This is a genomic window from Pseudoduganella lutea (assembly GCF_004209755.1).
Taxonomy (GTDB): Bacteria; Pseudomonadota; Gammaproteobacteria; order Burkholderiales; family Burkholderiaceae_D; genus Rugamonas; species Rugamonas lutea.
Genome location: NZ_CP035913.1, coordinates 5,512,494 through 5,538,896, shown reverse-complemented (window position 1 = coordinate 5,538,896; position 26,403 = coordinate 5,512,494). Strand labels below are relative to the sequence as shown.

General features: G+C 66.5%; 27 protein-coding genes. 10 read left to right on the top strand and 17 right to left on the bottom strand.

The genetic code is table 11. From position 1 onward, the window contains the following. Positions 1 to 12: 12 nt before the first annotated feature. The 7 genes from EWM63_RS23550 to ssuE all read right to left on the bottom strand — a co-directional run bounded on the left by EWM63_RS23550 (position 13) and on the right by ssuE (position 7,076). The gene (locus EWM63_RS23550; RefSeq protein ID WP_130188708.1) at positions 13 to 1,785 is read right to left on the bottom strand and encodes an amidohydrolase; all 1,773 of its coding nucleotides are present in this window, start codon (positions 1,783 to 1,785) and stop codon (positions 13 to 15) included. A 69-nt stretch (positions 1,786 to 1,854) separates the two neighbouring features. Next, a complete protein-coding gene (locus EWM63_RS23545; RefSeq protein WP_130188707.1) occupies positions 1,855 to 2,421 on the bottom strand; it encodes a YceI family protein in 567 nt (188 codons plus the stop codon). A gap of 242 nt (positions 2,422 to 2,663) precedes the next feature. Continuing rightward, complete coding sequence (locus EWM63_RS23540) at positions 2,664 to 3,482, bottom strand: ATP-binding cassette domain-containing protein (RefSeq protein WP_130188706.1); 819 nt, start codon at positions 3,480 to 3,482, stop codon at positions 2,664 to 2,666. A gap of 26 nt (positions 3,483 to 3,508) precedes the next feature. Beyond that, positions 3,509 to 4,315, bottom strand: coding sequence for an aliphatic sulfonate ABC transporter permease SsuC (gene ssuC / locus EWM63_RS23535; protein ID WP_130188705.1), 807 nt, complete (start codon positions 4,313 to 4,315; stop codon positions 3,509 to 3,511). Between the two features lies 1 nt (position 4,316). Next, positions 4,317 to 5,477: an FMNH2-dependent alkanesulfonate monooxygenase gene (gene ssuD / locus EWM63_RS23530; RefSeq protein WP_130188704.1), complete on the bottom strand. Its 1,161-nt coding sequence runs from the start codon at positions 5,475 to 5,477 to the stop codon at positions 4,317 to 4,319. Positions 5,478 to 5,496: 19 nt separating this feature from the next. Then, positions 5,497 to 6,477: a sulfonate ABC transporter substrate-binding protein gene (locus tag EWM63_RS23525; protein ID WP_130188703.1), complete on the bottom strand. Its 981-nt coding sequence runs from the start codon at positions 6,475 to 6,477 to the stop codon at positions 5,497 to 5,499. Continuing rightward, positions 6,474 to 7,076 (bottom strand): NADPH-dependent FMN reductase, encoded by a 603-nt coding sequence (ssuE, locus tag EWM63_RS23520; RefSeq protein WP_130188702.1) that lies wholly within the window; start codon positions 7,074 to 7,076, stop codon positions 6,474 to 6,476. Before ssuE ends, EWM63_RS23525 begins: the two co-directional genes overlap by 4 nt. Positions 7,077 to 7,270: 194 nt before the next feature. Between ssuE and EWM63_RS23515 the strand changes: the two genes are divergently transcribed. The 8 genes from EWM63_RS23515 (at position 7,271) to EWM63_RS23480 (ending at position 13,839) form a co-directional block, all read left to right on the top strand. Then, positions 7,271 to 8,494: an acyl-CoA dehydrogenase family protein gene (locus tag EWM63_RS23515; RefSeq protein WP_130188701.1), complete on the top strand. Its 1,224-nt coding sequence runs from the start codon at positions 7,271 to 7,273 to the stop codon at positions 8,492 to 8,494. 28 nt (positions 8,495 to 8,522) lie between these two features. Beyond that, positions 8,523 to 9,323: a methionine ABC transporter ATP-binding protein gene (locus EWM63_RS23510; protein WP_130188700.1), complete on the top strand. Its 801-nt coding sequence runs from the start codon at positions 8,523 to 8,525 to the stop codon at positions 9,321 to 9,323. Continuing rightward, on the top strand, positions 9,316 to 9,981 hold the full coding sequence (locus tag EWM63_RS23505; RefSeq protein WP_130188699.1) for a methionine ABC transporter permease: 666 nt from the start codon (positions 9,316 to 9,318) through the stop codon (positions 9,979 to 9,981). The genes EWM63_RS23510 and EWM63_RS23505 overlap by 8 nt, the downstream gene beginning before the upstream one ends. A gap of 8 nt (positions 9,982 to 9,989) precedes the next feature. Continuing rightward, entirely contained in the window at positions 9,990 to 10,829 is an 840-nt protein-coding gene (locus EWM63_RS23500; protein ID WP_130188698.1) for a MetQ/NlpA family ABC transporter substrate-binding protein, read from the top strand. A gap of 55 nt (positions 10,830 to 10,884) precedes the next feature. Next, positions 10,885 to 11,868, top strand: coding sequence for an aliphatic sulfonate ABC transporter substrate-binding protein (locus tag EWM63_RS23495; RefSeq protein WP_130188697.1), 984 nt, complete (start codon positions 10,885 to 10,887; stop codon positions 11,866 to 11,868). A gap of 65 nt (positions 11,869 to 11,933) precedes the next feature. Beyond that, complete coding sequence (locus EWM63_RS23490) at positions 11,934 to 12,764, top strand: ABC transporter permease (protein WP_371861252.1); 831 nt, start codon at positions 11,934 to 11,936, stop codon at positions 12,762 to 12,764. Next, positions 12,761 to 13,495 carry an ABC transporter ATP-binding protein gene (locus EWM63_RS23485; RefSeq protein WP_130188695.1) on the top strand — a complete coding sequence of 245 codons (735 nt, stop codon included), beginning with the start codon at positions 12,761 to 12,763 and terminating at the stop codon, positions 13,493 to 13,495. Before EWM63_RS23490 ends, EWM63_RS23485 begins: the two co-directional genes overlap by 4 nt. Before the next feature lie 53 nt (positions 13,496 to 13,548). Then, positions 13,549 to 13,839, top strand: coding sequence for a putative signal transducing protein (locus EWM63_RS23480; RefSeq protein WP_229487465.1), 291 nt, complete (start codon positions 13,549 to 13,551; stop codon positions 13,837 to 13,839). 8 nt (positions 13,840 to 13,847) lie between these two features. Here EWM63_RS23480 and epsC read toward each other — a convergent pair whose 3' ends face one another. Then, entirely contained in the window at positions 13,848 to 14,768 is a 921-nt protein-coding gene (gene epsC / locus EWM63_RS23475) for a serine O-acetyltransferase EpsC (RefSeq protein WP_130188694.1), read from the bottom strand. A 182-nt stretch (positions 14,769 to 14,950) separates the two neighbouring features. Between epsC and EWM63_RS23470 the strand changes: the two genes are divergently transcribed. Beyond that, a complete protein-coding gene (locus EWM63_RS23470; RefSeq protein WP_130188693.1) occupies positions 14,951 to 16,117 on the top strand; it encodes a multidrug effflux MFS transporter in 1,167 nt (388 codons plus the stop codon). Positions 16,118 to 16,310: 193 nt separating this feature from the next. On the opposite strand, the gene EWM63_RS23465 is transcribed toward EWM63_RS23470, so the two are convergent. From EWM63_RS23465 to EWM63_RS23435, 7 genes are all read right to left on the bottom strand, one after another. After that, complete coding sequence (locus tag EWM63_RS23465) at positions 16,311 to 16,571, bottom strand: hypothetical protein (RefSeq protein ID WP_229487464.1); 261 nt, start codon at positions 16,569 to 16,571, stop codon at positions 16,311 to 16,313. Between the two features lie 60 nt (positions 16,572 to 16,631). Beyond that, the gene (locus EWM63_RS23460; protein WP_130188692.1) at positions 16,632 to 18,527 is read right to left on the bottom strand and encodes a hypothetical protein; all 1,896 of its coding nucleotides are present in this window, start codon (positions 18,525 to 18,527) and stop codon (positions 16,632 to 16,634) included. A 403-nt stretch (positions 18,528 to 18,930) separates the two neighbouring features. Next, positions 18,931 to 19,551 (bottom strand): helix-turn-helix transcriptional regulator, encoded by a 621-nt coding sequence (locus EWM63_RS23455; RefSeq protein ID WP_130188691.1) that lies wholly within the window; start codon positions 19,549 to 19,551, stop codon positions 18,931 to 18,933. 13 nt (positions 19,552 to 19,564) lie between these two features. Continuing rightward, positions 19,565 to 20,788: an MFS transporter gene (locus tag EWM63_RS23450; protein ID WP_130188690.1), complete on the bottom strand. Its 1,224-nt coding sequence runs from the start codon at positions 20,786 to 20,788 to the stop codon at positions 19,565 to 19,567. Positions 20,789 to 20,868: 80 nt separating this feature from the next. Beyond that, positions 20,869 to 21,306, bottom strand: a complete 438-nt coding sequence (gene trxC / locus EWM63_RS23445; protein ID WP_130188689.1) for a thioredoxin TrxC — start codon at positions 21,304 to 21,306, stop codon at positions 20,869 to 20,871. Further along, positions 21,303 to 21,551, bottom strand: coding sequence for a YgjV family protein (locus EWM63_RS23440; protein WP_130188688.1), 249 nt, complete (start codon positions 21,549 to 21,551; stop codon positions 21,303 to 21,305). The genes trxC and EWM63_RS23440 overlap by 4 nt, the downstream gene beginning before the upstream one ends. Positions 21,552 to 21,706: 155 nt before the next feature. Then, on the bottom strand, positions 21,707 to 22,300 hold the full coding sequence (locus EWM63_RS23435; RefSeq protein ID WP_130188687.1) for a phasin family protein: 594 nt from the start codon (positions 22,298 to 22,300) through the stop codon (positions 21,707 to 21,709). A 347-nt stretch (positions 22,301 to 22,647) separates the two neighbouring features. Here EWM63_RS23435 and EWM63_RS23430 point away from each other — a divergent pair, with 347 nt between their 5' ends. Beyond that, on the top strand, positions 22,648 to 23,079 hold the full coding sequence (locus EWM63_RS23430) for a hypothetical protein (protein WP_130188686.1): 432 nt from the start codon (positions 22,648 to 22,650) through the stop codon (positions 23,077 to 23,079). On the opposite strand, the gene EWM63_RS23425 is transcribed toward EWM63_RS23430, so the two are convergent. Continuing rightward, complete coding sequence (locus EWM63_RS23425) at positions 23,064 to 25,598, bottom strand: excinuclease ABC subunit UvrA (protein ID WP_130188685.1); 2,535 nt, start codon at positions 25,596 to 25,598, stop codon at positions 23,064 to 23,066. The genes EWM63_RS23430 and EWM63_RS23425 overlap by 16 nt on opposite strands. Further along, positions 25,595 to 26,302: an SOS response-associated peptidase gene (locus EWM63_RS23420; protein ID WP_130188684.1), complete on the bottom strand. Its 708-nt coding sequence runs from the start codon at positions 26,300 to 26,302 to the stop codon at positions 25,595 to 25,597. Before EWM63_RS23420 ends, EWM63_RS23425 begins: the two co-directional genes overlap by 4 nt. Positions 26,303 to 26,403: the final 101 nt, after the last annotated feature.

Below are 26,403 nucleotides of genomic sequence, written 5' to 3'. Positions count from 1 at the left end.
CTCCCTGTCCCGTTACCGGTTGCCGTTGTTGTTCTGATAGCCGCCATAGAACTTCACGGGGCTCCACTCGGGCAGCACGGCCGGCGCCGGCGGTGCGTACTTGCCGAACGTATCGTTCGCGTACACCACCTTGCCGTTGACGATCGTCAGCGCCGCTTCCAGGTTGCGGATGCCATCGACCGGCATGGTGAAGTAATCCTGCGGCAGGATCACCAGGTCGGCATACTGGCCGACGGCCAGCGTGCCCTTGAGCTTTTCCTCGCCGCTCATCCACGCGCTGCCCCGTGTCATGAGCCGCAGGGCTTCGTGGCGCGACAGGCGGTCCTTGTCCTGCCAGATCTGCAGGCCGCCGGCCGTCTTGCCGGAGACCGCCCAGTAGACCGACGGCCATGGGCCATAGCTGGACACGCGGGTGCCATCGGTACCCAGGCCAACCGGGATGCCCATCTTGAGCATCGTGCGGATCGGCGGCATCTGGCGCGTCTGCGCACCATAGCGCTTCCAGTACGCTTCGCCCTGGAAGTACATGCGGTTCTGCACGGCGATGCCGCCGCCGAGTTTCTTCACCCGCGCCAGCTGGTCGTCCGAGATCGTCTCGGCATGGTCGAAGAACCAGCGCAGTCCTTTGAGCCCCAGCTCCCTGTCGACCTTTTCGATGACGGCCAGGTCACGCTCGATCGATTCGCCGTAGGTGGCGTGGATGCGGAAGGGCCAGCGGTTCTTCACCAGCAGTTTCAGCACCGCTTCCAGCTCGCCTTCCATGTGCTCCGGCATGTCCGGGCGCGGCTCCAGGAAGTTCTCGAAATCGGCCGCGCTCCACACGAGGTTCTCGCCGCCCCCCTCGGTGTTGTAGCCGTTGGCGTAGAACAGGTGATCGTTCTTGTCCGGCTTTGTCTGCGTGAGCCAGCGCTGGTAGTCTTCCAGCTCCTTGCCGGGCTTTTGCGCGAACAGGTAGTACGACGTGCGCACCGTGAGCTTGCCGTCCTTCGCCAGTTCCAGGCTGACGGCGTAATCGTCCGGGTAGGCCTGGCCGCCGCCGCCCGCGTCGATCGCGCTAGTGACGCCCAGGCGGTTCAGCTCGCGGTAATACTGTTGCGTGGAATTGACTTGCTGGTCGCGCGGCAGCATGCCCGTCTTCGCCAGCGTCGAATACAGAATCAGCGCGTTCGGCTTGGCGACCAGCAGCCCGGTCGGCTTGCCGTCCGCGCCCAGTTCGACGACGCCATCCTTGTATTGCGTGTCCTTGTCGTAGCCGAGTACCTGGATACCCTTCTGGTTCAGGAAGCCCAGGCCATACAGGTACAGCAGGAATACCGGCTTGTCCGGCACTGCCTCGTTGATTTCGGCCAGCGTGGGCAGGCGCTTTTCCTCGAACTGGTATTCGTTCCAGCCGCCCACCACCTTGATCCACTGGCCTTCCGGCGTGCGGGCCGCCTGCTCCTTCAGCATTTCCAGCGCGCGTTTCAGCGACGTGACGCCATCCCAGCGCAGTTCGGCGTTGTAGTTCAGGCCTTCGCGGATGATGTGCAGGTGCGAGTCGTTCAGGCCCGGAATCACCGTGCGGCCGCCCGCGTCGATCACCTGGGTGTTCGCGGTTTTCTGCTTCAGCACCTGGGCATTCGTGCCCAGCGCCGAGATCTTGCCGTTGTCGATCGCCACGGCCTGGACGAACTGGCCGTCCTTCACCATCGTCGCCACCTTGGCATTGGTGACGATCAGGTCGGTTGCCATGGATGTGTTGGTCCCTGCCGCCGCGATCGCGGCAGCGAGCATCAGTCGCTTCATGCTTTTTTCCTTGGATAACTACTAAAAAACTGCCGGGCGACCGCTGCCCGCCGAGGGTCTTGCGGCCGCTTATTCCTTGATGGCTTCGACCGACATCGTCAGCGTGACGTCATCGCTCACGTTCGGCGCGTACTTGCCGGCGTTGAACTCGGAGCGCTTGATCGTGGCGGTGGCATTTGCGCCGCAGGCATCCTTCTTCGCCATCGGGTGCGGCTGGCACTTGAACGACGTGACCTTCAGGTTGACCGGCTTGGTGATGCCCTTGATGGTCAGGTTGCCGTCGACCGACGCCAGGCTGTCGCCGCTGAAGTTGAACTTCGTCGACTTGAACGTGATGGTCGGGAATTTCTCGACGTCGAAGAAGTCGGCGCCCTTGATATGGCTGTTGAACGTGTCATTGCCCGTGTTGACCGACTTCGTGTCGATCGTGATCTCGGTCGAACCGGTCTTGGCGGCGCGGTCGATGGTGATCTTGCCCTTGGTCTTGTCGAAGCGGCTTTCCTGCGTCGAGAAACCGAGGTGGGTGTAGGAGAAGCGCGCAAACGTGTGCGAGTCGTCGATCACATAGGTTTCCGGCGCGGCCAGCGCGGCGGTCGAGAAGCCGGCGGCCAGGACGAGGGCGATCAGTTTTTTCATGTTGTATTCTCCGGTGGTTAAAAATCAGTATCGGGCGACAGATTGTCGATGCGGCATTATGTCCGCGACCGGAGAGTAGTGTAAAACGGAAAATTTACCCTTGTGCTATCGAAATTATCGATAGTGCGGCGCCCGCCGGAATAGAACCATCATAGCCCGCGCGAGGCTGGCCTCGCATCTGCCAAAGGAGAAAGGCGCCGCTCCCCATGCAGGGGAACGGCGCCTTGCACGATCCGGACGAATCAGGCGCGGCTTGCCAGCAGCCGGTCCAGCAGCTTTTCCTCGATCGCGGCAAACGCCGGGTTGCCACGATGGCGCGGGCGCGGCAAATCCACGGCAAGGTCGACGGTGATACGGCCGTCTTCGATCAGCAGCACGCGGTCGGCCAGCGCCACCGCTTCCTGCACGTCGTGCGTCACCAGCACGGCCGTGAAACCGCGCTGGCGCCACAGCGATTCGATCAGTTGCTGCATCTCGATCCGCGTCAGCGCATCGAGCGCGCCGAGCGGTTCGTCGAGCAGCAGCAGCGACGGTTCATGCACCAGGGCGCGGGCCAGCGCCACCCTTTGCCGCTGGCCGCCGGACAACTGCGCCGGCCACGCATCGGCACGGTCCGCGAGCCCCACGGCGGCCAGCGCGCCGGCGGCCGCGTGCAATCCATTCCGCAATCCCAGCGCGACGTTTTCCAGCACCGTCTTCCACGGCAGCAGCCGCGCTTCCTGGAACATCATGCGCAGCGGCGCCTCCGTACCCGGTGCGCCTTGCCTGACGCCATTGCCCACGGCGACGCGGCCGCTGTCGACGGCGTCCAGCCCGGCGATCGTGCGCAGCAAGGTGCTCTTGCCGCAACCGCTGCGGCCGACGATGGCCACGAATTCGCCCGCCTTCAGTTCCAGCCCGATGCCGTCGAGCACGCGACGCTGGCCGAACGATTTCGTCAACCCTTCGAGGTGGACACCCACGCCCTGCCGCGCCAGCGGCCGCCTTGCGGGCGCGGCTTCCACCGGGTCGGGCGTGAAGGCAAACGGTTCGGTATCGATGGGTAACGTTGCATGCAGCATGGTGTTCTTTCAAATTCAGTGAAGGTTCAGCTGTAACTCGGATTCCAGCGCAGCAGCCTGCGCTCCAGCGCGCGGGCGACCAGGTCGGCAAGCTTGCCGAGGATCGCGTACAGCAGGATCCCCACCAGTACCACGTCCGTCTGCAGGAATTCGCGGGCATTCATCGTCATGTAGCCGATGCCGGCCTGCGCGGAAATCGTTTCCGCCACGATCAGCAGTACCCACACGAGGCCCAGCGAGAAGCGCACGCCCACCAGGATCGAGGGTAGCGCGCCCGGCAGGATCACGTCGCGGTACAGCGGCCAGCCCTTCAAGCCATAGGACTTCGCCATCTCGATCAGTCCCGCATCGGTGGCGCGGATGCCGTGGAACGTGTTCAGGTAGACCGGGAAGAACACGCCCACCGCCAGCAGGAACAGCTTGGCCGTTTCGTCGATACCGAACCACAGGATCACCAGCGGGATCAGCGCCAGGGCCGGGATGTTGCGCACCATTTGCAGCGTGGTGTCCAGCAGCGTTTCGGCGCGGCGGAAGCTGCCCGTCAGCAGGCCCAGGGCCAGCCCGAGGCCGGCGCCCACGGCAAAGCCGGACAGCGCGCGCCACAGGCTCGTGCGCAGGTGCTCCCACAGCTCGCCGGAGGCGGCCAGCGTCCAGAACGCCGTGGCCACGGCCAACGGCTCGGGCAGGATCCGGCTCGACAGCCAGCCGGTGCGGGCCGAGACTTCCCATGCCAGCAGCAGGAAGATCGGCAGCAGCCACGGGGCCAGCGCCGCCTGCACGCGCGGCCAGGCGCCGGGTCGTGCCGGAGCGGAGGCAATGACGGCGCTGCTCATCTCACGCCGCCTTCTTCGGCACGCGATTTGGCACAATGTCGGTGGCCATCACTTCGCCGAACGGCCCCGTGATCGACACCTCGCCCTGCTCTTTACCCTTGCCAAGCAGCGGGAATACCAGTTCCGCGAAGCGGTACGACTCTTCCAGGTGCGGATAGCCGGAGAAGATGAAGGTCTCGATGCCAAGGTCCTGGTATTCGCGGATGCGCGCGGCCACCGTTTCGGCGTCGCCCACCAGCGCCGTGCCGGCCCCGCCGCGCACCAGGCCCACGCCGGCCCACAGGTTCGGCGACACTTCCAGCTTGTCGCGCTGGCCGCCGTGCAGCGCGGCCATGCGGCGTTGGCCTTCCGAATCCATGCGGGCAAACGAAGCCTGTGCCTTGGCGATCACGTCATCGTCCAGGTGCGAGATCAGCTTGTCGGCCGCCTGCCATGCTTCTTCATTGGTTTCACGCACAATCACGTGCAGGCGGATGCCGAATTTCACCGTGCGGCCATGTTCGGAGGCGCGGCGGCGGATGTCGGCGATCTTCTCGGCCACCGCGGCAGGCGGCTCGCCCCACGTGAGGTACACGTCCATCTGCTCGGCCGCCAGCTCGTGCGCCGCTTCCGACGAACCGCCGAAGTACAGCGGCGGATAGGGTTTCTGCACGGCCGGGTACAGCGTTTTTGCGCCTTTCACCTGCAGGTGCTTGCCTTCGAAGTCGAAGCCGGCATCGCCGCCCTCGCCCGACAGCGCGCCGCGCCAGATGCGGATGAATTCATCCGAAATCTCATAGCGCTCGGCGTGATTGGCGGTCAGGCCATCGGCTGCCAGTTCGGTGGGGTCGCCACCGGTGACGACGTTGATCAGGAGGCGCCCGTTCGACAGCCGGTCGAACGTGGCGGCCATCCGCACCGCCAGCCCGGGCGTGGAGAGCCCGGGCCGGATGGCGACGAGGAACTTCAGGTTCTTCGTCGCGTGAATGAGCGAGGATGCGACTACCCAGGCATCCTCGCACGAGCGCCCGGTGGGCAGGAGCACGCCGTCGTAGCCCAGCGTGTCGGCCGCCACGGCCACCTGCCGGAGGTAGTCGGCATCGACGGCGCGCGCGCCTTTCGACGTGCCAAGGTAACGGCTGTCGCCGTGGGTGGGAATGAACCAGAACAAATTCAACGACATGAAAACTCCGTAAAGATGGTTACTTTGCCGATGCCAGCACGGCATCCTTGATGGCGATGGGTTTCGGGATCAGCTTCAGGCCGGCAAACGCATCGGCGATCTTCTGCTGCTCGCGCAGCACGTCGTCCGACACGGGCTTCACGCCATAGCTGTAGCGCGAGGCCGCCAGTTCGACCACGGCCGGATCGAGCCCGGTCTGCGCGGACAGGATCGCCGCCACTTCTTTCGCGTTGTCGCGGCCCCAGTCGTCGACCTTGGCGATTTCCTCCAGCAGCACCTTCTGCAGTGGCGCATTGCCGCGCGCCCAGTCGCGCGAAGCCAGGTAGAACTGGTGGTTGGCGACGAGGCCCTTGCCGTCGACGAGCACGCGGGCGCCGAGCTGCTTCTGCGCCGCGGCGAAGAACGGATCCCAGATCACCCACGCGTCCACCGAACCGCGCTCGAACGCGGCGCGCGCATCGGCCGGCGGCAGGTAGACCGGCTGGATATCCTTGTAGGCCACGCCCGCCTTTTCCAGCGCGCGCAGCAGCAGGTAGTGCACGTTGGAACCCTTGTTCAGCGCCACGCGCTTGCCTTTCAGCTGGGCCACGCTCTGCAGCTTCGAATCCTTCTGCACGATGATCGCCTCGCTGTGCGGCGCCGGCGGCTCGTTGCCCACGTAGACCAGCGCGGCGCCCGCGGCCTGCGCGAAGATCGGCGGCGCCTCGCCCACGGTGCCGAAGTCGATGCTGCCCACGTTCAGGCCCTCGAGCAGTTGCGGCCCGGCAGGGAATTCCGTCCACTGCACCGTCACGCCTTGCGGCGCCAGGCGTTTTTCCAGCGTGCCGCGCCCTTTCAGCAGCGTGAGCGTGCCGTATTTCTGGTAACCGATGCGCAGCACCTTTTTATCTTGTGCCTGGGCCAGCGGTGCGAAACCGGTCGCGGTGGCCGCGAAGGCCGCAGCAACGAGCAAGCCAAGGGTGCGGCGGCGGGCCGTGCGTTTCTGCAGTGCCGTCATCATGCGGCCTGCGACACGTAGGGGTGGTCCTGCAGCGAACGTGCCGGGGCGCGCGCCGCTTCCTCGGCCGCGGTGCGGTATCCGAGCGCCCGGTCCAGCGTGGCCACGCCGGCGGCCACCCGCACGGCGATCTCCGGCGCCAGCAGCACGCCTTCGTGCTCGCTCCATTGCACCTGCTGCGACGTGGCGTAGATGCTGGTCAGCACCTGGTCCGCTTCCAGCGCGTGCAACACGGGGCGCAGCGCGTAGTCCAGCGCCAGCAGGTGCGACTGGCTGCCGCCCGTCGCGACCGGCAGCACGATCTTGCCGGCCAGGCCATTCTGCGGCAGCAGGTCCAGGAAGGCTTTCAGCACCCCCGAATACGCCGCCTTGTAGACAGGCGTGGCAACGATCACCGCATGGGCATCGGCCACTTCGGCGAGCGCCGCGCGCACCACCGCGTCCGTGTTGTCCGCCGCCAGCAATGCCTGCGCCGGCAGGTCGCGCACATTGAGCCGCGTGGTGCGGTAGCCGTGGGCGGCCAGCTTGTCGCCGATATGGTGCAGCAGGCGGCTGGAGGTGGAAGGAACGGCCGGGCTGCCGGAAATCAGGAGGATGCTCATGTCTGTTCGCCTTGTTATGACAATTCAATGGTTGCAAGGCTACGGCACCATCCCGCATCGCAGAACGAATGCTTTCGCACTTCGATATGTGATTTTTTCAGCATGATTTTCCCGCATATGGAAGCGTGCTTTTCTTCGTGGACTGCACTTCGGCGCGGACGCGATACTGGCGCGTCTTCATTATTCCGACCACCATGAACGCACCCGAACCCGCCCTGCGGCAACCCGCCGCGATCGAGACCCGGCCCGAATCCCGGCTGGCCGATCCGCTCGCGGTCGCCACCGCGCTTGCCGCCGAACTGGCCGCGACGGCCGTCGAACGCGATGCCGCGGGCGGCCATGCGCGCCACGAGCGGCAGCTGATCCGTGCGTCCGGCCTGCTGACGCTGTCGATCCCCACCGACTTCGGCGGCCAGGGCGCCGGCTGGGATACCACCTTGCAGGCGGTGCGCATCCTGGCGCGCGCCGACAGCGCGCTGGCCCACGTGTTTGCGTTTCACCACCTGCAACTGGCTGGCATCGAGCTGTATGGCACGCCGCAGCAGCAGCGCCACCTGCTGCATGCCACCGTCGACGATGGCCTGTTCTGGGGCAATGCCCTGAACCCGCTGGACCGGCGGCTCGCGGCCACCGATACCAAGGGTGGTTTCCTGCTGAATGGCACGAAGAGCTTTGCTTCGGGCTCGGTGGGTTCCGACTGGCTGACGGTGTCGGCCTGGCACGAAGCCACGCAATCGACGCTGATCGGCGTGCTGCCGACGGGCGCCGAAGGCGTCGACGTGCGCGCCGACTGGGACGCGTTCGGCCAGAAGCAGACCGACAGCGGCACCGTGCAGTTCCACGGCACGCTGCTGCCCGTGGGGCTGGTGCTGCAACACCCCGGGCAGGCGGCCACGCCGCTGTCGACCGTGCGGTCGCAGGTCGCGCAACTGATCATGACGAACCTGTACCTGGGCATTGCCGAAGGCGCCTTCGCGGCGGCTCGCGACTACACTGCCAGCGAAGCGCGGCCCTGGTTTGCTTCCGGCGTGGCCAGGGCCGTGGACGACCCGTTCGTGCAGCACCGCTATGGCGAACTGTGGACGCTGCTGCGTCCCGCCGTGGTGCTGGCCGACCATGCGGGCCGCGAGCTGGAACGTGTATACCGGTTGGGGAACGATGTCGCGGCACGCGATCGGGGCGAACTCGCCATTGCCGGCGCCGAAGCCAAGGTGCTGGCGCACCGCGCCGCCATCGAGATCGGCAGCCAGCTGTTCGAGCTGACCGGCGCCCGCTCCACGTCCGCCCGCTACGGCTTCGACCGCTACTGGCGCAATGCGCGCGTGCATACGCTGCACGACCCGGTCGACTACAAATACCGCGACCTGGGCCGCTACGCGCTGTCCGGCACGCTGCCGGAACCGAGCCCCTATTCCTGAGTTGGCGCAAAGAGCGGACCACGAAACAATGAATGCCTTTTCCCACCTGCCGGCGGCGGCCCCGCTGATCCGGCTGCGCGGTGTATCGAAATCGTTCGGCAATGGCCGTGATCCCGGTGTCGCCGCCGTGCGTGACGTGTCGCTCGACATCGGCGCCGGCGAGATCTTCGGCATCGCCGGCCGCAGCGGCGCCGGCAAGTCCACCTTGCTGCGCCTGTTCAACCTGCTGGAACGGCCGGACACCGGCACCGTCACCGTCGACGGACAGGAACTCACTAGCCTGGACAAGCGCGCGCTGCGCGCCGCGCGCCAGAACATCGGCATGATCTTCCAGGGCTTCAACCTGCTGCAGAACGCCACGGTGGCGGACAACGTGGCGTTTCCGCTGAAGATCCATGGGAGCCGTCAGCGCGACGAGATCGCGCGGCGCGTGGCCGACTGCCTGGCGCTGGTGCACCTGGAAGACAAGGCACAGGCCTGGCCCGCCCAGCTTTCCGGCGGCCAGCGCCAGCGCGTGGCGATCGCCCGCGCGCTGGCCAGCGGGCCGGCCGTGCTGCTGTGCGACGAACCCACGTCGGCGCTCGATGCCGAAACCACCCGCAGTATCCTGGCCACGCTGGCCGACGTGAATGCGCGGCTGAACGTCACCATCGTGATCGTCAGCCACGAGCTCGACGTGCTGGCAGCCCTCTGCCACCGGGTTGCCGTCATCGGCGATGGCGCGGTGGCCGAAGTGGTCCGCCCCGGCACGTCGCATGCGGTGACCGCGCTGGGGCGCGAGCTGGTATCGCTGTTCGGTACCGCCACCCGGGAGGGCGCGCATGCCTGACACTTCCTGGCTCGACCTCCTGCCCGAGTTGTGGACCGCGCTGGGGCAGACGCTCACGATGCTGTCAATCGGCCTGTCCGCCGCCGTGCTGCTGGGCGGGCCGCTGGGCGTGCTGCTGTTCCTCGTCTCGAACGGCCAGCCGCTGCAGAACCGCTTCGCCGCCGCCGTGCTGGGCTGGTTCGTGAATACCGTGCGCTCGTTCCCCTTCATCATCCTGCTCGTGGCGCTCGTCCCGCTCACGCGCATCATCGCCGGCACGTCGATCGGACCACTCGCGGCCAGCGTGCCGCTATCGTGCGCGGCGATCCCTTATTTTGCCCGGCTCGTCGAACAGCAGCTGCGCGACGTGCCGCGCGGCGTGATCGAGGCGGCGCATGCGATGGGCGCCAGCGAGCTGCAGATCGTGCTGCGCGTGCTGCTCGTGGAAGCTCGCTCCGGCCTCGTGCTGGCCCTGACGGTGCTGGCGATCAGCTTCCTGTCCTACTCGGCGGTGGCGGGCGTGGTGGGCGGTGGCGGCATCGGCGACCTGGCCATCCGCTACGGCTATTACCGCTTCGAGACCGACATGATGATCGCCACTGTGGTGCTGCTGGTGTTCATCGTCCAACTGATCCAGTTCGCCGGCGCCCGCCTCGCGCGCCGGCTCGACAAACGCTAAGGAGTCTTATGTTCAACCCGCTGTTCAAGCCACGCCGCGCCATCCTGTTCGCCCTGCTGCTGTCGTCGCTGTCGGCCTACGCGAAGGATCCGAAGGAACTCGTGATCGGCACCAGTGCCGGCCCGTATGCCGACCAGGTGAAACTCGGCATCAAGCCGATCCTGGAACGCCAGGGCTACAAGGTGAAGCTCGTCGAATTCAACGACTACATCCAGCCGAACTTCGCGCTGGCCGAAGGCTCGCTCGATGCCAACGTGTTCCAGCACATCACCTACCTGAACAGGTTCGCCGCCGAGAAGAAGCTGGCCATCGTGCCGCTGGTGACGGTGCCGACCGCCCCGATCGCCATCTACAGCAGGAAGCACAAGTCGCTGGACGCCGTGAAGGAAGGCAGCACCGTGGCGCTGCCGAACGACCCGACGAACCAGGCGCGCGCCCTCGTGCTGCTCGATCAGCTGGGCTGGATCAGGCTGCGTCCGGGCGTGGACCCGGTGCGTGCCTCCGAACGCGACGTGGCGCAGAACGTGAAGAAGATCAAGCTCGTGCCGCTCGAAGCGGCGCAACTGCCCCGTTCCCTGCAGGACACGGACTACTCCTTCGTCAACGGCAATTACGCGCTGGCTTCCGGCCTGAAGCTGCGCGACGCCCTGAAGACGGAGAAGATTTCGCCGAACTACGTGAACCTGGTGGCCGTGAAGACGGCCGACAAGGACAAGCAGTTCGCCAGGGACATCGCCGCCGCTTACCGCTCGCGCGAATTCCTTGCCGTGACCAACAAGCATTTCGCCGACTACGCGAAGACCGACTACCAGCTGGCCCTCGAAGCGAACCAGCAGGCAAGCAAGTAACCATGCAGGCAAGCATTCCGGGCACCGGACGAACCACCTGAAGGAAATGAAAACCATGAAACGCCGTACCCTGTTGAAATCCGCGGCCGGTGCCGCCGCGGTACTGGCCGTCCCCTCGCTGGTGCGCGCCGCCGCGCCGCTGAAGGAACTGCGCCTCGACTATGCGTATTACTCGCCGTCGAGCCTCGTGCTGAAACGCTTCGGGTGGCTGGAGGAAGCCTTCAAGCCGGCCGGCACCGACATCAAGTGGGTGCTTTCCGCCGGCAGCAACCGCGCACTCGAATACCTGAACGGCAACAGCATCGACATCGGCTCGTCGGCTGGCCTGGCGGCGCTGCTGGCACGGGCGAACGGCAATCCGATCCGCACGCCGTACATCTACTCGCGCCCCGAATGGACGGCGCTCGTGGTGCGCAAGGATTCGCCGGTGCGCTCGGTCGCCGACCTGAAGGGCAAGAAGGTGGCGGCCACCAAGGGCACGGACCCCTACCTGTTCCTGCTGCGCTCACTGAAGCAGGCAGGCTTGAAGCGCGGCGACATCGAGCACGTGGCGCTGCAGCACGCCGATGGCCGCACGGCGCTGGAACAGGGCCGTGTCGACGCATGGGCAGGTCTGGACCCGCACATGGCCGCCAGCGAACTGGAAGGCGGGGCAAGGCTCGTCTACCGCAACGTGGCATTCAACACCTACGGCTTCCTGAACGTGCGCGAAGAGTTCCTGGCGCAGCGCCCGGAAGAGGTAACGCGCGTGCTGGCCGCCTACGAACGGGCCCGCAAGTGGATCATCGCCAACCCTTCGGAGGCGGCGCGCATCCTGGCCGAGGAAGCCAAAGTGTCGCTGCCGGTGGCGCTCCTGCAGGTCAAGCTGCGCACCGATTTCTCGCAACCGCAGCCGGGCGAAGAACACGTGGCGGCGCTGCGCCAGGCCGCGCCGATCCTGCAGCAGGAAGCGCTGGTGAAACCGGGCACGAACCTGGACAGGACGATCGCCGATCTCGTCGACACGCGCTTCGCCCGCGCCCTGACCGGCAAGGCCTGACCATGACGCCACCCGCGCTGCATTCGAGCATCGGGCTGGTGGGCGGCCACGCTGCCACGGATCACGTGCCGTCGACCGTGGCCCCTGCTCCCGCCGAGGCACCGGCACCGGCGCCGGTGCGCCGGTCACGTGGCAGGCGACTTCATCCGGCCTGGGGCCTGCTGCTGCCGGTGCTGGCGCTGGCGGCCGTCGAGGCGCTGGTGCGTGTCGGCACCGTACCGGCGCACCTGCTGCCGCCGCCTTCCGAGATCGCCGCCACGCTGGCGCAGCTGGCGCAAACCGACCTGCTGTGGCACGTGCTCGCCAGTTCATTGCGCGTGGCAGCCGGTTACGCGGCGGGCGCGCTGCTCGGCATCGTCATCGGCGCGGCCGTGGGGCTCGATGCGCGGATCGCCACGCTGCTCGACCCCACGTTCCAGGCGCTGCGCGCCGTGCCCTCGCTGGCATGGGTGCCGTTGCTGCTGCTGTGGCTGGGCATCGACGAAGCGCCGAAACTGGTGCTGATCGCGATCGGCGCCTTCTTCCCCGTGTACATGGGCGCCGCCTCGGGGATCGCCGGTGTCGACCGCAAGCTCGTCGAAGTGGGCCGGCTGTACCGGCTGAGCGGCGCCGCGCTGGCGTGGCGCGTGCTGCTGCCGGCCGCGCTGCCGTCGCTGCTGACGGGATTGCGCAACGGCCTGTCGCTGGCATGGATGTTCATGGTGGCGGCCGAGCTGATCGCCGCCAGCAAGGGGCTCGGCTACCTGCTCAGCGATGGCCGCGAAACGGGGCGGGCCGATATCGTGCTGGCAGCCATCCTGCTGCTGGCACTGCTGGGCAAGGCCAGCGACACGCTGATGCGGCGGCTGGAAATCCGGCTGCTGGCCTGGCGCGACGACCTGGCGAGGAGCGCATGAACGTGACGTTCCCTCCCCTGCTCGACATCCACGTTGCCCGTAAATCGTTCGGTGAGCGCACCGTGCTGTGCGACTTCCGCCTGCGCCTGGCCGCCGGCGAATGCGTGTCGCTGGTCGGCGCCAGCGGCAGCGGCAAGAGCAGCCTGCTGTCGATCGTGGCCGGCCTCGACCGCGACTGGCAGGGCCGCATCACGCTGGCGGGCCAGCCGCTGGACGGCGTATCGGCCGACATCGGCCTGATCTTCCAGGAACCCCGGCTGTTCCCCTGGCTGACCGTGGCGCAGAATGTCGCGTTCGGCGATGTCGCGTTCGGCGGCACGGCCGCCCCGGCACCGCTGCTGGCCGAAGTCGGCCTGGACGGCCTGGGCGATCGCCTGCCCCGCCAGCTTTCCGGCGGCCAGGCGCAGCGCGCCGCCATCGCCCGCGGCCTGTACAACCGGCCACGCGTGTTGCTGCTGGACGAGCCCTTCTCCGCCGTCGACGCTTTTACCCGCATCCGCCTGCAGGACCTGCTGCAAAAGGTGGCGCGCGAGCATGCGCTGACGATCCTGATGGTGACGCACGACCTGGACGAGGCGCTGTTCCTGGGCGACCGCATCGTGCTGCTCGACGGCAGCGGCCAGGGTACCGAATACGTGCGGCCACCGGGCCCGCGCCGGCGCGACGATCCGGCGCAGGCCGCCCTGAAGGGAACGATCCTCGACGCGCTGTACACCGCGCACGCTCTGTAGCGACCGATTTCCAGACGGTCGTTCATAATCGGTGGAAACAGGAGACGCCGATCATGGACTACACGAGCAACGCCATCAAGGAAGACATCAAGGATGACTACACGATCGCGGCACGCTGCCTCGATCCCACCGAGGCCCACGTGCTGCGTGGCTGCCTGCACGCGGCGGGCATCGCCGCCACCGTGGCCGACGACCACCATTCCCAGGTCGACCAGCTGATCTCGCCCGCGATGGGCGGCGCACGCGTGCTGGTGCACGAGCGCGACCTGGCCGCCGCGAAGGAAATACTGGCCGCCTACGAGCGTGGCGACCTGGCGCTGAAGGAGGGCGACGTGCCCGAGTAAGCGCCGCTTCAGTCGCTGCGCGTCTGCGCCTGCGACACGTTGCTGTTCGGCGGCACGCTCTGCGTCAGCCACACGTTGCCGCCGATGGTGGAACCGGCACCGATCGTGATGCGGCCCAGCACGGTGGCGCCGGCATAGATCACCACGTCGTCCTCGACGATCGGATGGCGCGGCGTGCCCTTGATCAGCATGCCCGAAGCATCGGTCGGGAAGCGTTTCGCGCCCAGCGTGACATGCTGGTAGAGCCGCACGCGTTCGCCCAGGATCGCCGTTTCGCCGATGACGACGCCGGTACCGTGGTCAATGAAGAAGCTCGCGCCGATCTGCGCGCCCGGGTGGATGTCGACCCCGGTCAGCGAATGGCTGATGTCGCAGATCATGCGGGCCAGGAACGGCGAGCCGAGCCGGTGCAGCCGGTGCGCCAGCCGGTAATACAGGATCGCGATTGTGCCCGGATAGCACAGCATGATCTCGGCGATGGACGTGGCTGCCGGGTCGCCCGCATACGCGGCCTGCACGTCCGACACCAGCAGGCCGCGGATCTCCGGCAGGCTGGCGGCAAAGGCGCGGGTGATGTCGTGCGCTTTCTGCGTGAGCGTTTCCTCGGTGAGGTCGGCATCGTCGGCAAACTGCAGGCCGCGCCGCACCTGTTCGGTCAGCCGGTTCAGCGTGGTATTGAGCGTATCGCCAACGAAATAATCGATGCTCTCGTCCGTCAGGTTGGGCCGCCCGTAATGGGTGGGGAACAGCACGGCCGACAGGCCGTTGACGATGGTGGTCAATGCCTCGCGCGAAGGCAGCTCGCGCACGCGGCGCTGGTGGCGGATGTTGTGCGTGGCCTCGCGCGAAACGCGCAGTGCCGCAACCACGGCATCCAGGTCCCAATGGGCAGGCTTCACGCCGGTGCCGTCGAAGGTATCGATAGTCATGTTCTTCATCTACTCATGTGGCGCGCAGGCTGCGCGCACGCGCATTCTACGAAAATCCGCGCCGCCCCGGTTATGCGATAAGTGCATATCGATATCACGGAACGCGCCCGTGGGCCGTGCCGGCCCGCCGCGAACGGCTGGCGTACAATACGCGCCCGAAAAACAATAACGATACTCTTTCCATGAATATCCTGCTGACGGTGCTGCTGGCCGGCCTGACCATGGTGGGGCCGCTGGCCATCGACACCTACCTGCCCTCGTTCCCGGCGATCGCCGCCGAGTTCGGCGCCACGCCGATCGCGATCCAGCAGACGCTGTCGCTGTTCCTGTTCTGCTTTGCGTTCATGATGCTGTTCTACGGCACCTTGTCGGACACGCTCGGCCGCCGCCCCATCATCCTGTGGTCGCTCGTCGCCTACGTCATCGCATCGGTGGGCGGCGCGCTGGCCGGTTCGCTGGGTTTCCTGCTTGTCTGCCGGGTCCTGCAGGGCCTGTCGTCCGGCGCCGGCTCGGTCGTCGGCCGGGCCATCGTGCAAGACCGGTTCGAGGGCGCGGAGGCGCAAAAGATCCTCGGCCACATCATGATGGTGTTCGGCCTGGCGCCGGCACTGGCCCCGATCCTCGGCGGCTGGCTGCAGGTATCGACGGGCTGGCGTTCGATCTTCTGGTTCCTGGCGTTGTTCGGCGTGGTGATGTTCGTGGCCGTGTGGCGCTGGCTGCCGGAAAGCCTGCCGCAGGAAAAGCGTCATCCGTTCGAGCTCAAGCTCATCGCGGCGAACTACCTGAAGGTCCTGCGCCACCGCCGCTTCCTGCTGCTGTCGGCTGCGCTGGGCGTGGCGTTCGGCGGCTTTGCGCTGTATATCGGCTCGGCCGCCTACTTCATCATGCACATCCTGCACCTGCCCGAAACGGCGTTCGGCTGGCTGTTCATTCCGCTCGTCGCGGGCATGGTGGTGGGATCGGGATTGTCGGGCAAACTGGCGCGCTCGCGCACACAGGCGCAGCTGATCTGGATCAGCTACGCGGGCATGGCGGCCGCCGCGCTGGCCAACGTGGCCTACACCTGGCTGTTCCCGGCCGAGGTGCCATGGGCCGTGCTGCCGCTGTTCTTCTACTCGCTGGCGCTGGCGCTGGCGATGCCGCCGCTGTCGCTGCTGGCAATGAACCTGTTCCCCGACAACAGCGGGCTGGCCGCCTCGATGCAATCGTTCATCCAGATGACGCTGTTCGCGCTGGTGTCGGGGCTGATCGCACCGCTGCTGTTCGACAGTGCGTTCAAGCTCGCCTGCGGTGTGCTGGGCTGCTTAGTAGTCAGCCTGCTGTGCTGGATTCCCGCACGGCGTGGGTGATCCGGCCCAGCACACCTGAGGTAGGAGTAGCAACGGCGGGGCTGTCTGCTGGTCAGCCTGCTGTGCTGGATTCCGGCACGGCGCGGGTAATCCGGCCCAGCACACTTGGGGTAGAGTTGCAACGGCGCGGCTGCCTGGTAGTCAGCCTGCTCTGCTGGATTCCCGCGCGGCGCGGGTAATCATTACGTGACCATCACGGCCATGGCGCCGGCGTCACATCGAGGTACTGCGGGCCGCCGTCCTCCGGTTCCGGCGCGGGTTGCGGCTCCTGCTTGAGCTTTTGCTCGGGCGGAAGGCCCAGGCCGAGGATTTCCTTGCGGCCTTCGACGAAATCGCTGGTCGACAGCGGATGCTCGCTGTCGGGCCAGTTGGCGATCGCCCAGTTCTGCACTTCCTCGTAGCGTTTCCAGACTTCCGCCACGAACTTGCGGCGTGCTTCATCTTCCAGTGGCATGGTGATCCTCCGTTGTGTTTTTGCTACTGTACACGACGGCGCGGATCCTGGGCGCAAGCGTCAGCGGTCCTCCTGCGACGCGATTACCACCTGCTTCATGAAGAATGCCAGTTCGCGCGTATCCACGTCCGACGGTGCCTTCGGCGCGGCATGTTTCAACGTGACTTCCAGCGTCCCGTGGTGCTCGACCGACTCCAGGCTGATCCGGTTCGGGCGATCGAGGTGCCATTTGCCCAGCGCCCGGCCATTGACGATCACCTCGGTGCTCAGGTTGCCCTGGCCATAGACCCCGTGGATCGACAGCGCATTCAGGCCCGTCTTCGGCACTTCCAGATAGAGCGTCGATTCCTTGCCGATCGACCAGATGCCGCTTTGCTCCTCGGTGCCGAATTCGAAGCGGCTCCAGCCACTACCGATCCGAGCGCCGGACGTGCGCGAAAATGCCTCGATTCCCAGCTTCCGGATGACCAGCGCTCGTGCGGAGCAGGTAACGGGGCCGTTCAGGTAGGTCCAGCCATCGTACGATGCACGTACCACGGAGCCGGCGGACGGCAAGCCCGTCGGGCACAATTGCGCGATGGCCCGGTAGGAACCATCGTAGTACAGCGTCTTGCGCTTTTCCCCGCTGCCGAAGCGATACACGGTGTCGTAGTCGACCATCGGCTCCCCATGGCTCGACCGGTCGATGAAGATTTCGGGCTCGGGATTGTAGAGCGCCGGCACATGCTCCAGGGCCCACAGCGCCAGCGGACTGAATGCCATGTGGGTGTACTTTGTCGCGTGGACCGTGAACGGAAGCTGGACTGCCAGGAACAGGATCGGCAACCAGGCCGGCAACGTCGTCAGCTGCCGGATGGCCAGCAGCAGCAGGAACAGGAAGGGCACGGCCCCCCACACGACATAGCGCATCATGCCCGCCGCGCCGGAATTCCAGTTCTGCGTGCTCAGCGAAGGCACCGCGAGCACGAGCGAGCAGGCGGCGATCGGCACGAGCATCAGCGCGACGCGGCGATACCTGGCGGCCAGCAGTGCGACCAGTAGCAGCACGCCCGGGATGGCGATGATCAGGCCCTGGTTGAGATCGAAGTAATACGAATGCAGGCGCAGCAGGCTGACCAGGCGGGAATCGGTCGCGCCTTTCGCGATCACATTCCACGTGCCGAAATACTTGAAACTGAAATAAACCGGCGACAGACCGATAGCCAGTCCCAGCAGCGTTCCAGCCGCCATTTTCCCGCCAATGAAATCCTTGATGACACCGAGGATATTGCGCGACGGCTGTTCAAATCGCGCGTCGGCGATCATGAATAATGGGCCGAAAAACAGCAGGGACAGCAATGGCGGGTTCTGCATGCCGGCAAGGCCGATCGCCAGCCCGGCCAGCACAGACCGTGACCGCGCAATCAGGAGCAGTGCCGACAAGGCCAGGCTAGCTGAATACAGTTCCGGACTTCCCCAGTTCCAGTATGAGCAACCGACCGTGGTGACCATGAGGGCTACGGGAATGAAGGCTTTTGCGGCCGACCGGAAAAACCCATACGCCGAATAGACCAGCAACAATAATGCTAGGCTGTCCACCCAGAGAAAACACTTGGCGGGATTGGCGCCGATCATGCTGGCGAGTTTCATCGGCACGACAGCCGCCGCCGAATAGCCGAAGGAATGGATCGCATGTACCTTGCCATCCTCTCCCCGCAGGAACCCCGGCGGCAGCGGCGTTCCCCTGGAGAGATGGTCGGCAATGGCCGCCTGGTGCCAGGCGAACCATGGGAACACTGCGCCCGCGTCATGGGCATCCGCTGCCGTGATGTCCGGCGTGCCGTGGTTCGCGAGCGCCACCGTCATCAGCGTATATTCGGAAGCGTCACCATGGAACTGGGGCCGGGTAACGCTGATCAGGATGGCGATTGCGATCAGGAAGAATACCGAGATCCGCAGCAGCGGATCTCGCAGCAAAGGCCAGGTTTTATCGGAGTGTAACGGAGGGTTATCGGGAAAACGTGCTGTATCGAAAGTCATGGATGAATACTGGAATAACTCGGGGGGCTGTTACATTGCGTCGGAAAATAAATCCCTATTATTTCCGAATGGAATTGTAACGCGAACAACATGCCCTCGGGGCATTTCGCCGATTATTCAGTTACTACGATTTTGATAGTAAAGATATTTACCACATCGCCCGCGCGATATTACCGGCGAATATCGCCGGGGATGGTGGACCATAGGCGGGGAATGTCGCCCGTGCGGTTTCGTATGAAACAAACCCCGGGGCGAAGTGATTGAGTGGGTGAATGAATGAGTGCGCGCGTTGCGAAGCGGCCGCTGCCGGGCAGCCCTGGCAGGTCGACGACGCCCGCATTCAGGCAGGAACGATGCGGTACGCGCAGCGCCGCGCGCCGGCGAGCTGGTGTTCGGTGCGCTCGACGGTGCAGCGGGGGCCCAGCACGCGCTGGAAGACGTCGAGCTCGGAGCGGCAGAATTGCTGGCAGCTGCGGGCGGCGGCGCAGATCGGACAGTGGTTTTCCACCAGCAGCAGGCTGCCGTCCGGCTGCGTTTCCACCTCGGCCATGTAGCCTTCCACGTCGCGCGCGTGGGCCAGCGCCGCCACCCGCTCGGCCATCGCGGTGGCGGTGCCGATCGTATCGCGGTAGAACGCTTCGCTGGCGGCTTCGCGGGAAACGATCAGCTTGTCCATCGCCTCGTCGCCGAACAGCGTGCGCACCTGGTCGATCAGCGCCACCGTGAGGTCGGCATGGCGGTCCGGGAAGCGCGCGTGGCCGGCGTCGGTCAGCAGCCAGCGCCGCGACGGGCGCCCGACTTTCTCGGCCACGTCCTCGAAGGCCACGAGCCCTTTTTCCTCGGCCGCCTCGAGCTGGCGCCGCGCGCCCATCGACGTGAGCTCGAGCAGGTCGGCCAGCTGCTGCGCTGTTTTCGGCCCGCGCGTCTTCAGCAGGAACAGGATGCGCTCGGACGTGTTCATCAAAGAATTCCTTTCAACGAATGGTGCCCAGGGCCGGTGCCAGCTCGCGGCGCCAGCCGTGCAGGCGCCAGCCGGCCCACAGGCTCGCTGCGGCGCCTACCGCCAGCACCAGGCGGGTATCGATGAGGACCAGCACGGCGCCGACCAGCGCCATCAGGATCGTGGCCAGGCAGAACGTCGTCGACATCAGGCCCATCACCGCGCCCTGCCCGTGTTCGGCGAAACGCTCCGCGGCCCACGGCTGCACGGTCGCGTTGAAAAACGCGTTCGGGATGCCGAACAGCGTGATCGCCGCCAGCCCCAGCCACAGATTGCCGACCGCCACGCAAGCGACCGCCAGCGCAATGCCCCAGGCGAACCATCCGGCCATGCGCAGCGACTCCCCACCCGTGCACTGGCCCATCATGCGCCCGGCCACCACGGATGCGGCGGTCATGATGCCGCACATCGCCATGTTGATCAGCGCGATGCGGGCCGCATCGTACTGGCCCTCCTCGACCAGCCAGAGCGGATAGAACTCATAGAACGCGGCCACGCCGCAAAACCCGGCCAGCTGGATGAAGAACAGCGTGCGCGGCTCGCCATGGCGCAGCAGGTTCAGTGCATGGCGGTGCCGCGCCACCTGCCACAGTGACGAGGTTTCCAGGGACGCCGGCTCGCGCGGCAATGCCAGCGCCGCCAGCACGCCGGCCAGCACCAGCGCGACGATGGCGGCCGCGAACGGCACCACGATGCCGAAGCCGAGCGTGAGCCCGGCCAGCATGGGGCCGACGAGCCAGCCCAGGTGGAAGGCGCCGTTCACCAGCGACAGGCCGCGGGTACGCTCCGCGCCGGTGAATTTCTCCGCGATCAGCGCGCGGCAGATCGAGCCGTTGCCTTCCAGCAGGCCGGTGGCGAAGCGCGCCACGATGAACAGCGGGTAGGATTCCTGCACCAGCGCAAATGCCGTCAGCGCGTGGCCGGCGGCGGCGCCGAATGCGGTACCGAGCAACAGGGGCCGGCGGCCATAGCGGTCCGACAGTGGCCCCAGCAAGGTGGCGCCGATCAGCAGTCCGACGGGATTGATGGCCAGCGCGATGCCAAACAGCAGTTTCGGCGGCAGGTCCATGAACGCGTTCAGGCCATTCGCGGCACCCGAGGCGAACAGCGGCGGCAGGATCGGGTACGGCAGCGAAGCGCCAACGGTGGACAGCAGCGCCAGCAGGCAAGCCGCCGTGAGCAGGAGGAGATGGTTCATGCGCCGACTATACGGCCAACCCGGCAATAAGTAAACTTTTTGATTTACTAATCTGCATTATTTGCATCATTGGCGGGTCTTCAGCGCAGATGCTGCTGCACCCAGGCCAGGATACCGTTCGTGTCCATCGCGCCCGGCTGGCGCGCCACTTCGCGCCCGCCGTGGAACAACGCGAGCGTGGGGATGCTGCGGATGCCGAAGCGCGCGCCGATGTCCTGGTTTGCTTCCGTGTCCACCTTCGCCACCCGCACCCGGGGCTCCAGCTGCCGGGCGGCCTGCGCATAGAACGGCGCCATGCTGCGGCACGGGCCGCACCACGGCGCCCAGAAGTCCACCAGCACGGGAAGGTCGCTGCGCTCGATGTGTTTCAGGAACCTTGCGCCGGACAGGTCGACCGGCTGCCCCGTAAACAGCGAAGCCTGGCACTTGCCGCACGTGGGCGCCTCGCCGAGCCGCTCCGGCGGCATGCGGTTGACGGCATCGCAGTGGGGACAAACGGTGTGCAAGGGCGTGGTCATGACGATTCCTGTGCGTTGCGGTTCTTGACGATGCCACGGATATTCGTGACGGCAAGGCAGCAGTTTAACGCGATCAATGCCCAGGCATCGTCATGCACGCCCCAGGCGATCCACATGGCGTTACTGACCAGGAAAACAATGAAGCCGGCAAGGCGCCGGCCCGGCCGCTGCGACGCGACCAGCCACGCCGCCAGCAGCGATGCGGCCATGGCCGGCCACTGCAACAGATCAATCCAGTCCCCCATCCCACGCTCCAAAGCTCATCCATCGAACGGCGAGTGTAGCCGCCGTTCGACGATGGTGTCGCATGGATGCGGTGCGCCCGCAGGGCCGAACCGGACGGGCCGGGTGTCATGGCGGCGTGGCGCGCCGCTTGGGGCGGCGCCACGACGAGTTGCCGTCAGGACGGCTGCCCCTCCTTGCGCTGCGGCTGGCCGGCGGCGCTGCGTGTCGCGGCCTGGGCGGCCTGGGCCGCCTGGTTGGCCAGGTCCAGGCCATTGCCCATCGCGGCACGGGCCTGGCGGGTGGCGCTGTCGACCATGCTGTCCAGCGGATTGGCCAGCTGGCGCATCGTATCGTGCTGCTGGCGCAGCGTGCGCTCGGTTTCCTCGGACGTGACGCGCGTGACTTCATCCGTGAACTCGCGCGCGGCACGTGCCGTTTCATCGGCGTGCTCACCGGCTACCTGGATCAGCCTGGTCTGGCCTTCCGCGGCGATCTTCGACAGCTTCTGCTGGTAGGCCCTGAACCGGTCCGCCGCCGGCTGTGCGCGCGCCGCCGTGACCGAGAAGACTTCGGTGGGCTTGCCCGCCGTGATCACGGCCTGGCTGGTGGAGGCCAGGTCCTCCAGCCAGGACTGGGCCAGTTGCAGGTTCACTTCGTTGATCTGCTGGGCCAACTGGAACACCGAACGGGAAAAGTCATTGAAGAACGAAACCTGGGCCTGGACATGGTTCTTGGCGGCTGGTGTGATGCTCTGGGAAAAAGGGAACATGGTTGCCTCTTTATAGTAGATGAGCAAAAAAATGAACGGAAAAAAATACAGGTTGATCAGGGAATCGACGCCACCTCATGTGGCGCGAGTGACAAGGCTACGTGTGCTGGAACGACCAGGCATGATCTCGATCAAACGTGCACGGCTGGACAACGCGATTGGGCGCTATCGTGCGCCGACCGTTCGTGATCGCCGCTATGTTCGATCGCATGCGACCCAGCCGGTATGAGCCCCCCTTCCCGGCGAATGCGGCGCTTCGGCGACAGGCTGCTTGCGGCATCATGTTGCGATATCACTCGCAAGCCGCGTCATGCCGGAACAATCCGGGGCACCGGGGAGTTATCGCAATGAATGCCACCCTGCTGATCCAGCTCGCGGGACCGCTGCGCATGGGCGTGATCCTGGCGATCGCGCTGCACGTGCTCGCCCTCGTGCCACAATTTCGCGCCCGCCATTTCCAGCCCCGTTTCGTCAACACGACCCTGTATGGACTGGTACTCGCCGTGGCGCATGGCGCCTTGCTGGCGCTGGCCGGCGCCGAACTGGCCGCAAGCGATGCGCAGCGCCGCGCCGATGCGGTGGCCTGGTGCCTCGCCGGCGCCGTGCTGTTGAACCTCGCGGTGGCGGCCCAGAACCTGCTGGCCGTGGTGGCGCTGGTGCGGCTGCACCATGCCAGCGCCGTGCTGGCGCACAGCATCCGCGGCGCTGTGAAGCCGATGATCTGGGCCAGCGCGGCGCTGGCCGTGGCCGCCTACGCGGCTGCTCACGGCTGGTTGTGACGCCCCTTCAAGAACCGTTTTAGGTAAGGCGCGGTGCGGCTCTCCGCCGCCGCGGCCACCTTCGATGGCGGGCCGGCGGCGACGATGCGGCCGCCTTCCTCGCCGGCACCCGGGCCGATGTCGATGACCCAGTCGCTGGCCGCCACCACGCGCATGTCGTGCTCGACGGCGATCACCGTGTTGCCGGCATCGACGAGCTTCTGCAGTTGCGCCACCAGCCGCTCCACATCCGCCGGGTGCAGCCCCGTGGTCGGCTCGTCGAGGATGTACAGCATGCTGCCGCGGCTCGCGCGCTGCAACTCGGTGGCCAGCTTGATGCGCTGCGCCTCGCCGCCCGACAGTTCGGTGGCGGGCTGGCCCAGCCGCAGGTAGCCGAGGCCCACGTCGCGCAAGACGTCCAGCGCCCGGCGCAGCGCCGGTTCCTCGGCAAAGAATTCCCACGCCGCGTCCACCGTCATGGCCAGCACCTCGGCCACATTGCGGTCGCGGTACGTCACTTCGAGCGTCTTCGCGTTGTAGCGCGCGCCGCCGCACACCGGGCAAGGCGCATAAACGCTGGGCAGGAACAGCAGCTCCACCATCACGAAGCCTTCGCCTTCGCAATTGTCGCAGCGGCCCTTGGCCACGTTGAAGGAGAAGCGGCCGGCATCGTAGCGGCGCGATTTCGCTGTCTTTGTTTCGGCGAACAGCTTGCGCACGTGGTCGAACAGACCCGTGTAGGTGGCAAGGTTGGAGCGCGGCGTGCGGCCGATCGGCTTCTGGTCGACGCGCACCAGGCGCCGGATCGTTTCCAGGCCGGCCGTGATCCTGCCTTCGAGGGCGGCCGGGGCCTGCTGTTCCAGCTCGTCGCCCTCTTCCGGTTCCACTTCCGGTTCATGGCCCAGCGCGCGCGTCACCAGGTCGACCAGCACCTGGCTGACGAGGCTCGACTTGCCCGAACCGGAAATGCCCGTCACGGTGCTGAACACGCCCAGCGGGAAATCGCACGACAGCCGGTGCAGGTTGTTGCGCGTGACACCGGCCAGCTTCAGCCAGCCCTGCGGCGCGCGCGGTTCACGCGCCGGCGGCGCGGATGCGGGGAACAGGTAGCGCCTCGTCTGCGATGCGTCGATGGCTTGCAGGCCGGCGGGGTCGCCGCTGTAGAGCACGTGGCCGCCGCCCTCGCCGGCCGCCGGGCCCACGTCCACGAGCCAGTCGGCATGGCGGATCACGTCCAGCGAGTGCTCGACGACGAACAGCGAATTGCCGCCCGCCTTTAGCCGGTCCATCGCGCGCAGCAGCGCCACCGTGTCGGCCGGATGCAGGCCGGCCGATGGCTCGTCGAGCACGTAGACCACGCCGAACAGGTTCGAGCGCACCTGCGTGGCCAGCCGCAGGCGCTGCAGCTCGCCGGGCGACAGCGTGGGCGTGCCGCGGTCCAGCGCCAGATAGCCCAGGCCCAGGTCCAGCAGCACCTCCAGCCGGGCCATCACGTCCTGCGCGATGCGCTGCGTGACGATCAGCTTTTCGGGATGTTCCGCCCGCTGCTTCGCGCCCACCTTCGCGGTGCCGTCGGCATACGACGCCATGGTGCTCGCCAGCCTTTGCAGCGGCAGTCGGGCCAGCTCCGTGATGTCGTGCCCGGCGAACGTGATGGACAGCGCTTCGGGGCGCAGCCGCCGGCCCCGGCACGCCGGGCATTCGGTGCTGACCATGTAGCGCGCCACGTGTTTTTTCATCGACGCGCTTTCCGTGTTGGCGAAGGTCTGCAACACGTACTTGCGCGCGCCCGTAAACGTTCCCTGGTAGCTCGGCGTTTCCTTGCGCTTCAGCGCGCGCTTCGTTTCTTCCGGCGTCAGGCCGGCGTAGACCGGCACGGTGGGCTGCTCGTCGGTGAACAGGATCCAGTCGCGCGTTTTCTTCGGCAAGTCGCGCCACGGCGTGTCGACGTCGTAGCCCATCGTGACGAGGATGTCGCGCAGGTTCTGGCCATGCCACGCCGTGGGCCACGCGGCGACGGCGCGCTCGCGGATCGTCAGCGTATCGTCGGGCACCATGGAAGCTTCGGTGGCTTCGTACACCCGGCCCAGGCCATGGCATTGCGGGCAGGCGCCTTCCGGCGTATTAGGAGAGAACGATTCGGCGTACAGCAGTTCCTGGCCGGGCGGGTAGTCGCCGGCGCGCGAATACAGCATGCGCAGGGAGTTCGAAAGCGTGGTCACGCTGCCGACCGAGGAGCGCGTGGTGGGCGTGCCGCGCTGCTGCTGCAGGGCCACGGCGGGCGGCAACCCTTCGATCTCGTCGACCTGGGGCACCGGCATCTGGTGGAACAGCCGCCTTGCATACGGCGACACGGATTCGAGGTAACGCCGCTGCGCCTCCGCATACAGGGTGCCGAACGCCAGCGACGACTTGCCCGACCCGGACACGCCCGTGAACACGACGAGCGCGTCGCGCGGGACCTCCAGGTCGACGTTCTTGAGATTGTGTTCGCGCGCGCCGCGCACCGTGACGTATCCCGCCTTTGCCTTGCCGCTCATGCGTCGCCCTCGCCGTCCAGGGATTCCGGCAGCGGCTCGGCCAGGTGCTCGCCATCGCGTCCGGCGTAATTGACCTCGGTGCTGACCCGGTACCACTCGAACGCCCCGGGCCCGAGCGCCATCTGCCGCGCCAGCATCTCGGCCTGTTCGCGCGGCAGGTCCGGATCCAGCCACGTGGCCGCATCGGCCGCGTTCAGCACGACGGGGCGCCGGTCATGCACGTCGACCATGCCGCCCTCGGCATCGGCCGTCACCAGCACGAAGCCGGATTCGGCCTTGTTCTCCGGGTTGCCGTCGCGCAGCGGGCGGAAGTCGGCCAGCGCCAGCATGAACAGCGGCTCGCGGTCCTTGCGGTGGATGTGCCACGGCTGGCGCTTGCCCTTCGCGCCCGTCCATTCATACCAGCCGCTCGCGGGCACGACGGCGCGGCCGCCTTTCATCAGACGGCTCCAGTAGCTGCTGGTCAGTTTCTCGAGGCGCGCGTTCACGCTGATGGGCAGCTTCTCCGCCGCCCACGAGGCGCGGTAGCCCCAGTGAAGGTCGTCCACATGCAGCTTGCCGTCGACGAGATGCAGGACCGGCCGGTACGTGCCGGGTGCCGCGTTGAAGGTCGGGCGGGCTTCGCTGTCATAGACGGCGTCTGCCCAGCCGAAGGCGGCAACATAGCGCCGCGCGATGTCGTTTTGATCGAAGCGTCCACACATGTTGCCATGGTAGCAGCATGGCATTCAGCCGCTGCGCACGACTGCCAGCACCAACGGCCCGGCTCGTGTCCGAAAACGGGCCTGGCCCCATGGTGGACACG